Here is a 13,535-nt window from a genome sequence, read left to right on the forward strand (position 1 = left end):
ATAGTTATTTTAATCTATTATACATGAATACCTAAACCATCTGCTACTTCGGCAGCATCCATAATAGCCTCGCCCAAAGTTGGGTGTGGATGGATAGTTAACGAAATATCTTCAGAGGTCAATCCATTTTCAATTGCCAATGAAAGCTCAGAAATCAAATCAGATGCTGATGGTCCAACAATTTGTGCACCTAACATCGCATTGCTATCTTTATCAGTAATCAAACGAATAAAGCCAACACCTGCGTCCATGGCAAGGGCACGACCATTTCCAGCAAATGGGAACTTACTGATCTTAGCATTCAAGCCCTTTTCCTTAACTGAATCTGGGGTTTCACCAGTTGTTGCTAATTCATATTGTGTATAAGCAACTGCTGGTAATGAATAATGAAGATCATGAGCATTACTTGCACCGCTGATAGCAGCTGCAGCAACTTTGCCTTCAAAACTAGCCTTATGTGCTAAAGCAGGTCCGGCAACAATATCACCAATGGCATAAATATGTGACACACTTGTCTTCATTTGGTTATCAACTTCGATTAGACCGTGATCACCAACTTTGACATCCGTGTTATTTAAGCCTAGCGTATCAGAATTAGCACGACGACCAACTGAAACTAGCAAGTAATCACCAGTGACCGTTTGCTCCTTACCGTCAACTTCATAAGTCAAAGTAACATCTTTATCAGTTTGTGTTGCACCCTTAGCCATAGCTGATGTAATAATCTCACCACCGTGCTTCTTAAAGTCATTCAAAACAGGCTTTGTCATCTCTTTATCAAAGCCGTTCAGTGTATGATCCAAGCCTTCAACGATAGTTACTTTCGCACCTAAGTTAGAATATGCACCACCAAGTTCGGAACCAATTACACCACCACCAACAATGATTAGATGTTCTGGTACTTCAGGTAAGCTCAACACACCAGTTGAATCAACAATCCGACCACCAAACTTTAAGCTTGGAATTTCCACCGGTCGTGATCCAGCTGCGATGATAGCATTTTCAAAGCGCAACAATTGATGACCATCTTCTTGTACAACATTCAAAGTTTCATTATCGTTAAATGTCGCCTCACCTTTGACAATCTGCACATGGTGCTTCTTCAACAACATGGCAACACCACCAGTTAATTGATCAACAACTTTATGTTGCTTCCAATCTTGTGCTTTTGCCCAATCTAATTGACCAGTCATTGATAATCCAAATGGGTTTTCTTCTTGACTATCACGATAATGGTGACCAACATTGATCAATGCCTTTGATGGAATACATCCAATGTTTAAACAAACTCCACCAATATTGTCACGTTCAATCAAGGTAACATCTTGACCTAGTTCAGCAGCACGAATTGCTGCCACATATCCACCAGGTCCTGAACCAATGATAACTGTACCAACATCAGTTGCTTCTGCTCCAACAACCATTTTCTATACCTCCATCAACATATAGCTAGGATCTGCCAATAATTGCTTCAAGTAATTCATTGACTGTTGTCCTAACATACCATCGATCAAACGGTGGTCATAACTTAGTGATAGCTTCATGTTTTGTCCAACAGCTAATTCACCATTTTCATCAACAATTGGTTCCTTCAAAATTGAACCCAAACCTAAGATAGCTGATTCCTTACCATTGATAATTGGTGTGAACCACGTACCACGTGCTGAGCCCAAATTAGAAATGGTAATTGTTGCTCCTTGCATCTGAGCAGGCTTAATTGTACCTTCACGAACTGCACTTGCCAAATCAGCAATTTCAGTAGCAATCGTCATAATTGACTTACTCTCGGCATGGGCAATAACTGGCACATATAATCCTGAAGGTGCATTAACGGCAACACCAACATTAACTGTATCATGATAGATGACTTCATTAGTGTCCATATCGATTGATGCATTAATTTCAGGGAACTTCTTACCAACTGCGGCCAAAGCCTTCACTGCATATGCCAAGTAAGTTAACTTAACACCTTGTTCTTTAGCAGACTCCTTGAAGCTTGAACGGTGTGCAACAAGCTTTGAAACTTCAACACTGTCAAAATTCGTAACCGTTGGAATTGTCGAATTCTGAACAGACATTGCCTTAGCAATTGCCTTACGAACACCAGACATTGGTTGACGTCCTGATTTAGTATCAGCTACTTCAATCTTCTTCTCTGGTGCTGGTGCGCTTGCTTCAGGTGCAACTGGTGCTGCTTGAGGCTCAGGTGTAGGTGCTGCCGGTGCAGCTGGTGCACCAGTAAATCCAGTGACATCAGCCATCGTTATATGACCATGACGTCCTGATGCTGGTACTTGTGACAAGTCAATATTCTTTTCAAATGCATAATGACGAACTGACGGCATTGCTAAGATTTGCCCATTTGTCGCAACCACATTTCCTGCGGGTGCAGCTGGAGCTTCAGGAGCTGCGGGTGCAGCTGGTTCTTCAGCGGGCTTTTCTTCTTCCTTTGGTGCGGGTGCAGCTTCACCAGCTGCTGAGCCACTACCATCACCGTCAAACTCAATTAATGGATCACCAACAGCGACTGTTGTGTCAGGCTCGACAAACAACTTTGTAACAGTTCCCGCATAAGGTGAAAGAATTTCTTGAACTAACTTATCATTTTGTACTTCAGCAACGGAATCATCAACTTTAACTGTATCACCAACCTTAACTAACCAGTTTGTGATATCACCTTCGGCCATTCCTTCACCGATATCAGGCATCTTAAAAATTTCAGTCATAGTTTACAACCTCCTTGGCCTTAGCAACAACGTCATCAGCCTTCATCATCCAGTCATTTTCTGCTTGAGCGAATGGGTAAACTGTATCAGGTGCAGCTACACGACCAATTGGTGCTTTCAAACTCAAGATAAAGCGCTCTGAAATTTCAGCCATCACTGTAGCTGCAACTCCAGCCATACGTTGTGCTTCTTGTACAACAACAACACGACCTGTCTTCTTAACTGACTCACCAATAGTTTCAATATCGATTGGTGAAACGGTACGAAGATCAACAACTTCTGCCTCAATACCTTCTTTAGCCAACTCATCAGCAGCCTTTAATGATACAGGAACAGCACCACCATATGAAACGATGGTTAAATCAGAACCTTCACGAGCAATCGCTGCTTTATCCAATGGCGTTGTATAATAACCATCAGCAACTTCACCCTTCATTGAACGATACAAGTGCAAATTCTCTAAGAAAACAACGGGATCATCAGACTCGATTGAGCTTAATAGCAATCCCTTAGCATCAGCTGGGTTGGCTGGCATGACAACACGAAGTCCAGGTACCTGAGCAACAATACCTTCCAAGTTATCAGCGTGCATTTCTGGTGTCTTGGTACCACCACCATATGGTGAGCGAACCACAATTGGCATATTACGTGTGCCATTGAAACGGAAACGAGCACGTGACATTTGACCAGCGATTGAGTCCATGACCTCAAATAGGAATCCAAAGAATTGAATTTCCATAATTGGACGATAACCAGTTGTTGCTAACCCAATAGCTAAACCACCAATTCCAGACTCTGCCAATGGTGTATTGAATACACGTTCATCACTATACTTTGCTTGCAAACCATCAGTTGCACGGAACACACCACCGTTTTCTCCAACATCTTCACCAAAAATTAGGGTGTTTTCGTCTTTCTCCAAAGCTAAATCTAAAGCATCCTGAATTGCTGCAATATATGTTTTCTTAGCCATAATTACTTACCCTCGCTCTCGAAGTGCTCAATTTGTTCCTTCATCGCTTGTCCTGGAACTTCCAACGTGTTCTTTAAGAAATCAGAAATCTTTTGCTTTTCAATGTTATCAGCAATCTTGATTTGATCGTCAATATAACTATCTACTTCAGCAATGTAATCGTCTTCTTTCTTGTCGTCCCAGATACCCTTTTCACTCATAAACTTACGCATACGAATCAATGGCTCTTTCTTCCACCATTCGGCGATATCTTCCTTTGTACGATAACGAAGTGGATCATCACCAGCTGTTGAGTGCGGCTCCAAACGATTAGTCAACGTTTCAATCAATACAGGACCATTACCAGCAGCAGCCCATGCACGAGCTTCTTTAGCTGCTAAGTACATTGCCAATGGATCCATTCCATCAACAACTAGACTAGGAATACCTGATCCCCATCCCTTAGCTGCCAAATGAGGTGCGGCTGTTTGCAAAGCACGTGGTGTTGAAATAGCATAGCCATTGTTTTGTACGAAGAAGACAGCGTTTGCCTTGTAGGCTGAAGCAAAGTTAACACCTTCATAGAAGTCTCCTTGCGAAGTTCCACCATCACCTGTATAAGCATAGGCAACAGCATCTTGCTTGCGCTTCTTCAAACCTAGAGCAACACCAGCTGCCTCGACATATTGAGCACCAATGATAATTTGTGGCATCCATGAGTTAACTGGCTCACCATCTTCTGTAGTGAACTCATTACCTTTTGCGTGACCACGTGACCAAAGAATAGCTTTCCAAACTGGCCAACCCTTATCAACAATTTCAGGAATATCACGATATCCTGGGAATAGCCAGTCTTCCTTACCAAAGGCGTATGCTGAAGCCATTTGTGAAGCTTCTTGTCCAGCAGTTGGTGCGAAGAAACCAAAACGTCCTTGCTTAGCCAACTTTGTTGAACGGATGTCAAGCTGACGGCTAAACAACATCTTCTTCATAATTGCAACTAAATCTTCATCTGTTAATTCAGAACGCTTGTAAGCTGCTTTATCCAACAATTTTCCATCATTGTCCAACAACTTCAATGTTGGGAAAAAATCATCTTGCGCTTGCAATTGTCCATCAAAATCTAAAACCTTCTTGTTTGCATCTGCGATACTTGCCATTGCATGTAGCCCCTTTCTACTTATCACTGTCTCCAGTAAACAATACCGCTAACTCATCATTGGTAATACCACCAAAATATTGGCCATCTGAATTAGATTCCAAAACTTTAAGGATTGCCTCAGGCGAGAATACCTGACCAATGAACTTATCTTTAATCTCACGCCAGTCACGAACACCTAAGAAATCCCCTGTAAAATCAATATCTTGAATTTTACCTTCCTTGACATTCGCCTTAACGTCAATACTACCGCCATCATATTTGGCATGATTCATGAAATCAAACTCAGGACTCTTACCATAATTCCATTCCCAAGTTGAGAACCGTTCATCACGCCAACGTTTAATGTCGGCAATTTGATCATCAGTCAGTACCAACTCACTATCTTTTCCCTCATTGGTTAGATAGTAACGTAAAGCTTCCATAAAGCCTTCTAAAGTTTGGCCTTCAGGTGCATAGTTCTTAATATTACCCACTCGCGCACGAACGGATTTTGCTGCTTTTGAAATAAACTTTTCATCAGCAACATTTAAAGAACGAACCATTGCCTCAACATCGGTGTCCCACATCAACGTACCGTGATGCATTAGGTAGCCACCGACGTAACGTTGTGCATTACCTGAGACCTTCTTTCCATCAACTTCTAAGTCATTTCGACCAGTAATTTTGGCATCAATGCCAATTGCGTGTAGTGCGTCATACATTGGTTCAACAAATTGCTTAAAATTGACCTGACTACTACTCTCAACTGGCACGAAGAAAGTAAAACAAATATTCCCCAAATCGTGGTAAACTGCGCCACCACCAGACATTCGGCGAACAACCTGTACACCTTCTTTATCAACATACTCTTGATTGATTTCTCCAAAAGTATTTTGATTTTGTCCTACAATGACAGCTTTCTTATTCTGCCATAAAGTAAATACTGGTTCTTTTGGCTTAAGGTTGTATAACAACCAGCTATCCATAGCAATATTCTGGTAGGCATCTGTGCCTAAATAATTAATGTACCTCACTACATATATTCCCCCTCCAAGAAAGCGCTTACATCTTTCTACAAGTTTTATTATAGCACTATTTATGTATCATACAAAACAAGAATTTTAAATTTGAAAAAGCGCTATATTTTATATATATAGCATTTTTATTTATGTTATAAACAAACAATAAATATTTTTTTGAAATAAAAAAGCCACTATTAACACATACAGATGTGTTAGAGTAGCGACATTTTTTTACCTATTTTTGTATTTAATGTGTACCATATATGCAACTACTTTTATTTTAGGAATTGCGTAAGTATGTTACAGCATCTGAAAAAGTTTTAACAGGAACTATTTTCATGTTTGGTGCATATTTTTTAGCAGTTTTGACCGCCTCTTGGTAGTTCGTTTTACCGTCTGATTCGTATTTCAAATTTTGCTTAGTTGGTTTAATATATGGTGCGAAAAATATTTTTGCACCAGCTTCATGAGCAACAATGACTTTCTTGTCGATACCACCAATTTCGCCCACGCGTCCATCTTTATCAATAGTACCAGTACCAGCTATTTTACGACCATTAGCCAAGTTTTCTGAAGACAAACTATCATACATTTCCAATGCAAACATCAACCCACCAGATGGACCACTAATGCCCCCCATATTAGCCGTAATTTTACGAGGTGAAGTCACATCAACAGAATCTGTCAAAGCAATACCAATTCCTGGAAGTTTCTTCGTACCAGCTAAAGCAACTGATTTTCCAATAGCAGTTTTTGATTTGTTATTCTGTTTATAAGTAATTGTCATTGATGTGCCGACTTTATGTGATCGAATATATTTTTGAAAACCTTTTGCAGAACTAAACTGCTTGTTATCAACAGCAGTCACTGTATCTCCAACATGCAGTTTCTTTTTGAAGGTCGAGTTTTCCTGAATAGACATCACATAAATACCATTGAAAGTTCGCTGATATGGAACCTTTGCCGCCTTGTATGCAACAGCCTTTGCCTCATTTACGGCAGAATCCATGTATATTTTGTTGATAGCTTGGCTATCTGATTCACTTGATCCACCATTGGCCTCACGACTTGTCATCAAGGTTGTCGTTGGGTTCAACGCTGCAATAATTGCACCCAGTCCATTCACTCTAGACAAATAAACAGCAGTAATCATGTATTGCCCATCAACTTTTGGCTTTTTGCCATCTACCTTGATATATGATTTCAGATTATCGGCCTCTCCAGGCGTTTCTGCATAGAGTGGTAAAGGACTAATTAGTCCGATTAAAACTAACACAAGACCAACTAGTCCAATTATTTTTAAACGCTTATGTTTTTTATTTACTTTTTTTATTTCCATATCATTTACCTAACTTTTCATATAAAGCTTTTTCTATAATGTTAGGTACATATTTTGAAATATCTGTACCGGTACTAGCTACCTCTTTTAGTAACGAGCTTGATAGGAATTGATGATCAGGTTTAGCTAAAAGGAATACCGTCTCAACATCACCTAACTCATGATTCATCTGTGCGATATCACGCTCGTATAGATAGTCTTTTTCATTTCTTAAGCCACGGACTAACAAATCAGCGTTGATTTGTTTCATAAATTCAACGGTTAATCCTGACATTTCAAGAACTGTGACATTTGATAGTTGTTCGGTCACTTTTTCAATCATGGCAATTTTTTCGGTAGATTGGAAAAGATACTGTTTGCTCAAATTAGTACCAACACCAATAACAATCTCATCAAAAAGATTTGCAGCACGCTGTACAACATCTAAATGCCCATTTGTAAATGGATCAAAACTACCTGGAAACAATGCTTTTACCATATTTTACCTCCCGGTGTAACGATATAAAGTAATGACAGTAATACCGTAATCCTTTTGCTTAATTAACTCAAATCCAGGTACAGTTTCTGGTAAATCAGCAAACTGATCAGTTTCAGCTACTACTAAAGCCTGAGGTGCAACAAGATTTGCAACAACCAGTGCTTCCAGATCCTTAATAATTGTTTGTTTAGCGTATGGTGGATCAAAATACAAGATATCAAATGGCAAACTGCCTTGTAAGCGATGAATAGCAGCTTCAGCCGTACTTTTTATAACATGAAATCTTTCTGGCTGTTTCGTAACTGCAATGTTTTCTTTAATGGTTTTGATTGCAGCGTATTGTCGATCTACTAAGACTGCTTCGTCAATACCTCTCGAAACACCTTCAATACTCAATCCACCCGAACCAGCATATAAATCCAATGACCTGCCGCCTTCAAAATAAGGGCCAATCATGCTGAATAATGCCTCTTTTACTTTATCGGTTGTTGGTCTGGTTGCATTACCTGGAACAGCCTTTAAAGGCCGACCTCCAAAATCACCACTTATTATTCGCATCACAATTCCTCTTCATCAACAGGTTCATCTGATAATTCATCAGGATCAATCATTAATTCAAATGACTCACCATCACCACCAACAGTTGTATCAACCTCTGGCCAATGCGACAAACTAACAGAGGAAACAAAACCCAATCTTTCAATCAATTTTGTTTTTGTTTCAATATCTTGCTCATCCATGTAAATCACAGCGTATTTCATTTTCTCAGATATATAGTTAACAACACCAAAACGACGCAATTGACGAGCTTGTCGAACATTTTTTAAATAGACAATCACACTGCGCCTTGGCTTTACAACAAATGTCATTTAATCTACCTCTTCCAATTCCGTTTCGTATTTTATTTGACCAATAATATTTAGTGCAACACCAAACGTTATTCCCCAAGAAAGCAAAGAGGAACCACCGTAAGAAACCATTGGGAAAGTAACCCCAGTAATTGGTAAAATACCAACCACACCACCTAAGTTAATTAGAATTTGGACCACAACATACGTTGCAATACCATAGAGTACTAATCTTTGTTGCATACGATGGGCACGGATCCCCATAATTATTAATCGACAAATGATAACCGCAAAAACGATTAAGACAATACAAATTGTTATAGCTCCGAGTTCTTCACCAACAATAGCCATAATAAAATCAGTATTTGGCTCTGGTAAATAGCCCGTTTTTTGGATACTATTACCCAAGCCACGACCAAACAAACCACCATTACTAATCGCATAATATGAGTTAATTAGTTGATGTCCAGAATCGCCAGCGACCCATGGATTAACGTAGGCTTCAAATCTAGCAATTTGATAATGAAAAAAAGGTAACTTCTCAAGCAATGGCAACGAAAATGGAATGGCAATATAAATTGCGAGCACACCTGCCATTAACACTAAAAGACTACGCATTCTAACACCAGCCATCATTAAAACGATTAGAAATATTAGCAGCAGAATAACAATTCCACCAAAATCTGGCATCAAAAAAACCATCGTCATTCCCAAAAAAGGAATAAACAGATCCTGCATTTTAATCTTGGGAAACCAACCATTTTTATCTGGTTTCTTTCTGGAGAAACGATGAGCAATATACAAAATCATACTAATTTTAAAATACTCAACAGGTTGGATTCCAAAAGAACCGATATATATCCAACCTTTTGCCCCTGAAGTAACTTGTCCAAACAGCAAAGCATAAGCCAAACTTATCAATAAAATAATATTGATTCCTAAAATCGTTCTAATAATAAATTTTGACTGCCAATTTATTTTTAGCGTAAAAATAAAGAGCATTATTATTAAACTCATGAAACCAAATACAGCTTGTTTAATTAGAAAGCTACTGGCAGATCCAATGGCCATGTTAGTACTTGATGTATAAACCATTGCGTCACCAAAAATCATTATTGCGATAATTGGAATTAACAACCATAAATCTAAATAACGAAACTTATTTTTTATTCGTCCCATTAAGCTCAGATGTCTTTTCTCATCACTATGTTGATGAGTCATTTTTACTTCCATATCAATGAGCTCCTTTTATAAATAGCTTTTTCTATTTTATCACATCTGATAACGCCCAACCTTTATTCTTCAAATAGATAACTCATTTCTATCAAAAAATTCATTAAAAAGCGGTTGCTTCCTATCACTAGGTAACAACCGCTTCTTTAATACTATTTTAACTAACCTTGTTGTGACATCTTACGACGCTTTGCCGCCTTTTCACGTTCGTTTGTAACCAAAATTTGCTTACGGATACGAACATTTTCTGGTGTTACCTCAGCGTACTCATCATCATCCAAGAACTCCAATGACTCTTCAAGAGTCATATCACGTGGTGTCTTGATTGAGGCCGTTTGATCCTTATTAGATGAACGGACGTTAGTTTGATTCTTAGCCTTAGTAACGTTAACAGAGATATCGTTGTCACGGCTGTTCATACCAACAACCATACCTTCATAGATATCATCACCTGGGTGAATGAACATCGTTCCACGATCTTCCACACCCATGATTGCATAAGTTGTTGCCTGACCTTGGTTGATTGAAACCAACGTTCCATTACGGCGACCAGGGTTCCAGTTTTTAACAACTGGTGCATATGTCTCAAATGTGTGGTTGTAAATACCATATCCACGAGTCAATGACATGAATTCAGTTGAATATCCAATCAAACCACGTGATGGAACAAGGAACTCCATACGAGTTGTTCCTGTACCAGTTGGCTCCATGTTACGCATTTCACCCTTACGTTGGTTCAATGAGTCGATAACTGCACCAGAATATTCATCAGGTGTATCAACTTGAACTGCTTCAAATGGTTCTGATTGAACACCATCAACATCTTTGATAATAACTTGTGGACGTGATACTTGAAGCTCAAAGCCTTCACGACGCAAAGTTTCGATCAAAATTGAAAGGTGTAACTCACCACGGCCTGAAACCAACCATGCACCAGCTTCATCAGTGTCTTCAACACGCAATGAAACGTCAGTGTGTAATTCACGGTTCAAACGATCTTCAATTTGACGGGCAGTCACAAACTTACCTTCTCTTCCGGCAAATGGTGAATCATTTGTACGGAAAGTCATTTGTAATGTTGGCTCGTCAATGTGAAGTAATGGCAAAGCTTCAGGGTGAGCAGGATCAACAACAGTTTCACCAACGGAAATCTCATCCATTCCTGAAATAGCAATCAAATCACCAGCTTGTGCTTCATCAATTTCAATACGATCTAGACCAATGTAACCAAACAACTTTGTAACACGGAAGTTTTGAACTGATCCATCAACCTTCATAACGGCAACTGAATCACCAACTTTGATTGTTCCGTTAAATACACGACCAATTCCAATACGACCAACGAAATCATTGTAGTCCAAAAGTGACACTTGGAACTGTAATGGTTGATCTGAAGTATCCTGAGGAGCAGGAATTGTCTTGAAGACAGTTTCAAAGATTGGTGCCATTGTGTGTTCTTGCGTTTCAACATCTGGATCATATGAAGATGTTCCGTTCATTGCTGAAGCATAAACAACCGGGAAGTCCAATTGTTCTTCATCAGCACCAAGTTCGATGAACAAGTCCAAGACTTCGTCAACAACTTCTGATGGGCGAGCACCCGGACGGTCCACCTTGTTCACAACAACAATTGGTGTCAAGTTTTGTTCGAAAGCTTTCTTCAAAACAAAACGAGTTTGTGGCATTGTTCCTTCAAAGGCATCAACTACAAGCAAAACTCCATCAACCATACCCATAATACGCTCAACTTCGCCACCGAAATCCGCGTGTCCTGGCGTATCCATGATGTTAATTTGCTTATCTCCAACCTTGACAGCCGTATTTTTTGACAAGATTGTGATACCACGTTCCTTTTCAAGATCGTTTGTGTCCATCGCACGGTCGCTTAATTCTGTACGCAAATCTAGCGTATCAGACTGCTTTAGTAATTCATTAACCAACGTTGTCTTTCCGTGATCGACGTGAGCAATAATTGCAATATTGCGGATATTTTCGCGTTTTGCCAAAATCCTATTCTCCTTGACGCATACGTCACTTTTTTCTGTAATCGGTGTAACAATCGAAAAACAAACCTAATAAATCTAAGTCCATTCCTTTTGAATTAACTTGATATCATCAAATGTTTTCTCTGTTGCCACAAGTACTGAACCTGATACTAACATATTCAAAGGGTGTTCGTCAATCGTTCCAACCTTCAAACCCAAAGATTTTGCAAGTGCAACACCAGCAGCAAAGTCCCACGGACGCATACGGCTAAGATATGCAACCGTTTTCCCTGTCAATACATGTAAATACGAAATTCCTGCTGATCCATACACACGATAACCAAGTGCTGATTTTGCTAGCTCTGTAAATCCCTTTTCTTCATATAACAACCGTGCACCTGATAAAATAATCAATCCATCTTTTAGTGCAGTATCTGTTGGCGCATGAAGCGGTTCATCATTATGAAAGACACCAAAATCAGGACCTCCGTGGACCACATCGTGTTTGGTAATGTCCATGATCCATGCCATCACCGGCTCACCATCTTCATAAACGGCGACCATTGTCGCAAACTCATCTTGTTGCTTTACAAAATTCATTGTGCCATCGATTGGATCAACATACCAAATACGACCTTCTGTTGACTTTACAGCATCCCCAAAACCTTCTTCACCTAAAATTTGAGCTTCAGGATCAAACGTCCGTATATGCTGTACATAGTACTGTTCGACTTCTCGATCAACATTGGTTACTAAATCACGATGACTTGATTTTGTCTCAATCTGCATTCTTTGCTGAACTCGTTTCATGACAAGGTGACTAATATCATCTAGCCAATCCAGCACCGTTTCATCCATCTTTTGTAGTTGTGTCTGATCCATAAAGGCTAGTCCTCCATTTTGAGACGATGACTAGTTGTCTGATGAGCTAATTTTATAGTCTGGTAGATACTGTAGCCAGAGGTTCTTTCAAATTCACGTCCAATTTGTTTTTCTTCACTTTTACTAGGAACAACTAGCTTAAATGCATTATACGCATTTAGAAGTGTATCCCGTTCAATTCCAACTTCATAAGCATTGGCCACTGCTGAATACAGATTACTTGCTGTAATAATGTCTTCTTTATCCCAGCCAGGTAAAATTGGATAGGTGAAATTTTTATCAGAATTTGACATATTCATCACCCTAAGTAACGCGTATTTTCTGTCTCTGCCCATGGTTCAGTTTTATTAATGTGATCATAATATAACGTACCATGTAAATGATCGATTTCATGTTGAAAGACAATTGCTGGGTACCCTTCCAAACGTAATTCTTGTTTATCTCCATTCTCATCTTGGAACTTTACAGTGATTCGATATGAACGTGCAACATACCCAGGCAAATCATTATCAACTGATAAACAACCTTCACCCATTGATAAGGCACCCTTTTTAACAGATTGGCGAGTAATTACTGGATTATAAATTGTCCCTTTGAAGAAGTAATCACTATCCGTTGTTTTTTTATCTTGTAATTCTTCTACGTCATCTGATGGAATTAAGATTGACGTAAACTGTTGTGAAATACCTACTTGTGGAGCTGCCAAGCCAACGCCTGGGCGTAATCCATATTTTTCATTTTCTTTTTCATCCTGGCTGACCACAAGATACTCCATCATATTCTTTGAAGCTTCTTTCACTTCATCAGACAAAGGAAATTCAACCTTAGCAGCACGCTCACGCAAAACCTTATCACCATCACGTACAATTTCATTCATCAAATACATCTTCAGAATCTCCTATTTTTTAAGTTAATTTTAGTATACCAAA

General features: G+C 39.3%; 14 protein-coding genes. All 14 read right to left on the reverse strand.

The window, feature by feature from the left end; translation table 11 throughout:
* Nucleotides 1-17 precede the first annotated feature (17 nt).
* On the reverse strand, nucleotides 18-1,424 hold the full coding sequence (gene lpdA, locus QRX23_RS05285) for a dihydrolipoyl dehydrogenase (protein ID WP_330154936.1): 1,407 nt from the start codon (nucleotides 1,422-1,424) through the stop codon (nucleotides 18-20).
* 3 nt (nucleotides 1,425-1,427) lie between these two features.
* Nucleotides 1,428-2,726: a 2-oxo acid dehydrogenase subunit E2 gene (locus QRX23_RS05290; protein WP_330154937.1), complete on the reverse strand. Its 1,299-nt coding sequence runs from the start codon at nucleotides 2,724-2,726 to the stop codon at nucleotides 1,428-1,430.
* Nucleotides 2,719-3,699: an alpha-ketoacid dehydrogenase subunit beta gene (locus QRX23_RS05295; RefSeq protein WP_002827039.1), complete on the reverse strand. Its 981-nt coding sequence runs from the start codon at nucleotides 3,697-3,699 to the stop codon at nucleotides 2,719-2,721. The genes QRX23_RS05290 and QRX23_RS05295 overlap by 8 nt, the downstream gene beginning before the upstream one ends.
* A gap of 2 nt (nucleotides 3,700-3,701) precedes the next feature.
* A complete protein-coding gene (locus tag QRX23_RS05300; protein WP_040760057.1) occupies nucleotides 3,702-4,838 on the reverse strand; it encodes a thiamine pyrophosphate-dependent enzyme in 1,137 nt (378 codons plus the stop codon).
* Nucleotides 4,839-4,854: 16 nt separating this feature from the next.
* Nucleotides 4,855-5,853, reverse strand: a complete 999-nt coding sequence (locus QRX23_RS05305; protein ID WP_002827036.1) for a lipoate--protein ligase — start codon at nucleotides 5,851-5,853, stop codon at nucleotides 4,855-4,857.
* Between the two features lie 268 nt (nucleotides 5,854-6,121).
* Nucleotides 6,122-7,180, reverse strand: coding sequence for a SepM family pheromone-processing serine protease (locus tag QRX23_RS05310; protein ID WP_330154938.1), 1,059 nt, complete (start codon nucleotides 7,178-7,180; stop codon nucleotides 6,122-6,124).
* A 1-nt stretch (nucleotide 7,181) separates the two neighbouring features.
* Nucleotides 7,182-7,658, reverse strand: a complete 477-nt coding sequence (gene coaD / locus QRX23_RS05315) for a pantetheine-phosphate adenylyltransferase (protein ID WP_330154939.1) — start codon at nucleotides 7,656-7,658, stop codon at nucleotides 7,182-7,184.
* A 3-nt stretch (nucleotides 7,659-7,661) separates the two neighbouring features.
* Nucleotides 7,662-8,216, reverse strand: a complete 555-nt coding sequence (rsmD, locus tag QRX23_RS05320) for a 16S rRNA (guanine(966)-N(2))-methyltransferase RsmD (protein ID WP_330154940.1) — start codon at nucleotides 8,214-8,216, stop codon at nucleotides 7,662-7,664.
* Entirely contained in the window at nucleotides 8,216-8,527 is a 312-nt protein-coding gene (locus QRX23_RS05325; RefSeq protein WP_002827032.1) for a YlbG family protein, read from the reverse strand. Before QRX23_RS05325 ends, rsmD begins: the two co-directional genes overlap by 1 nt.
* On the reverse strand, nucleotides 8,528-9,739 hold the full coding sequence (locus QRX23_RS05330; RefSeq protein ID WP_330154941.1) for an FtsW/RodA/SpoVE family cell cycle protein: 1,212 nt from the start codon (nucleotides 9,737-9,739) through the stop codon (nucleotides 8,528-8,530).
* Nucleotides 9,740-9,900: 161 nt separating this feature from the next.
* A complete protein-coding gene (gene typA / locus QRX23_RS05335) occupies nucleotides 9,901-11,745 on the reverse strand; it encodes a translational GTPase TypA (RefSeq protein ID WP_002827030.1) in 1,845 nt (614 codons plus the stop codon).
* A gap of 75 nt (nucleotides 11,746-11,820) precedes the next feature.
* Nucleotides 11,821-12,606 (reverse strand): inositol monophosphatase family protein, encoded by a 786-nt coding sequence (locus QRX23_RS05340; protein ID WP_330154942.1) that lies wholly within the window; start codon nucleotides 12,604-12,606, stop codon nucleotides 11,821-11,823.
* A gap of 5 nt (nucleotides 12,607-12,611) precedes the next feature.
* Complete coding sequence (locus tag QRX23_RS05345; protein ID WP_330154943.1) at nucleotides 12,612-12,905, reverse strand: UPF0223 family protein; 294 nt, start codon at nucleotides 12,903-12,905, stop codon at nucleotides 12,612-12,614.
* Nucleotides 12,905-13,492, reverse strand: coding sequence for a peptide deformylase (def, locus tag QRX23_RS05350; RefSeq protein WP_002827026.1), 588 nt, complete (start codon nucleotides 13,490-13,492; stop codon nucleotides 12,905-12,907). Before def ends, QRX23_RS05345 begins: the two co-directional genes overlap by 1 nt.
* Nucleotides 13,493-13,535: the final 43 nt, after the last annotated feature.

This window comes from Weissella paramesenteroides (assembly GCF_036327715.1).
In the GTDB taxonomy this organism is placed as follows: Bacteria; Bacillota; Bacilli; order Lactobacillales; family Lactobacillaceae; genus Weissella; species Weissella paramesenteroides.

Bases quoted from the DNA above. Each gene is read 5' to 3' on its own strand.
- lpdA (WP_330154936.1), bottom strand. From the start codon at position 1,424: ATGGTTGTTGGAGCAGAAGCAACTGATGTTGGTACAGTTATCATTGGT.
- QRX23_RS05290 (WP_330154937.1), bottom strand. From the start codon at position 2,726: ATGACTGAAATTTTTAAGATGCCTGATATCGGTGAAGGAATGGCCGAA.
- QRX23_RS05295 (WP_002827039.1), bottom strand. From the start codon at position 3,699: ATGGCTAAGAAAACATATATTGCAGCAATTCAGGATGCTTTAGATTTA.
- QRX23_RS05300 (WP_040760057.1), bottom strand. From the start codon at position 4,838: ATGGCAAGTATCGCAGATGCAAACAAGAAGGTTTTAGATTTTGATGGA.
- QRX23_RS05310 (WP_330154938.1), bottom strand. From the start codon at position 7,180: ATGGAAATAAAAAAAGTAAATAAAAAACATAAGCGTTTAAAAATAATT.
- coaD (WP_330154939.1), bottom strand. From the start codon at position 7,658: ATGGTAAAAGCATTGTTTCCAGGTAGTTTTGATCCATTTACAAATGGG.
- rsmD (WP_330154940.1), bottom strand. From the start codon at position 8,216: ATGCGAATAATAAGTGGTGATTTTGGAGGTCGGCCTTTAAAGGCTGTT.
- QRX23_RS05325 (WP_002827032.1), bottom strand. From the start codon at position 8,527: ATGACATTTGTTGTAAAGCCAAGGCGCAGTGTGATTGTCTATTTAAAA.
- QRX23_RS05330 (WP_330154941.1), bottom strand. From the start codon at position 9,739: ATGGAAGTAAAAATGACTCATCAACATAGTGATGAGAAAAGACATCTG.
- QRX23_RS05340 (WP_330154942.1), bottom strand. From the start codon at position 12,606: ATGGATCAGACACAACTACAAAAGATGGATGAAACGGTGCTGGATTGG.
- QRX23_RS05345 (WP_330154943.1), bottom strand. From the start codon at position 12,905: ATGAATATGTCAAATTCTGATAAAAATTTCACCTATCCAATTTTACCT.
- def (WP_002827026.1), bottom strand. From the start codon at position 13,492: ATGTATTTGATGAATGAAATTGTACGTGATGGTGATAAGGTTTTGCGT.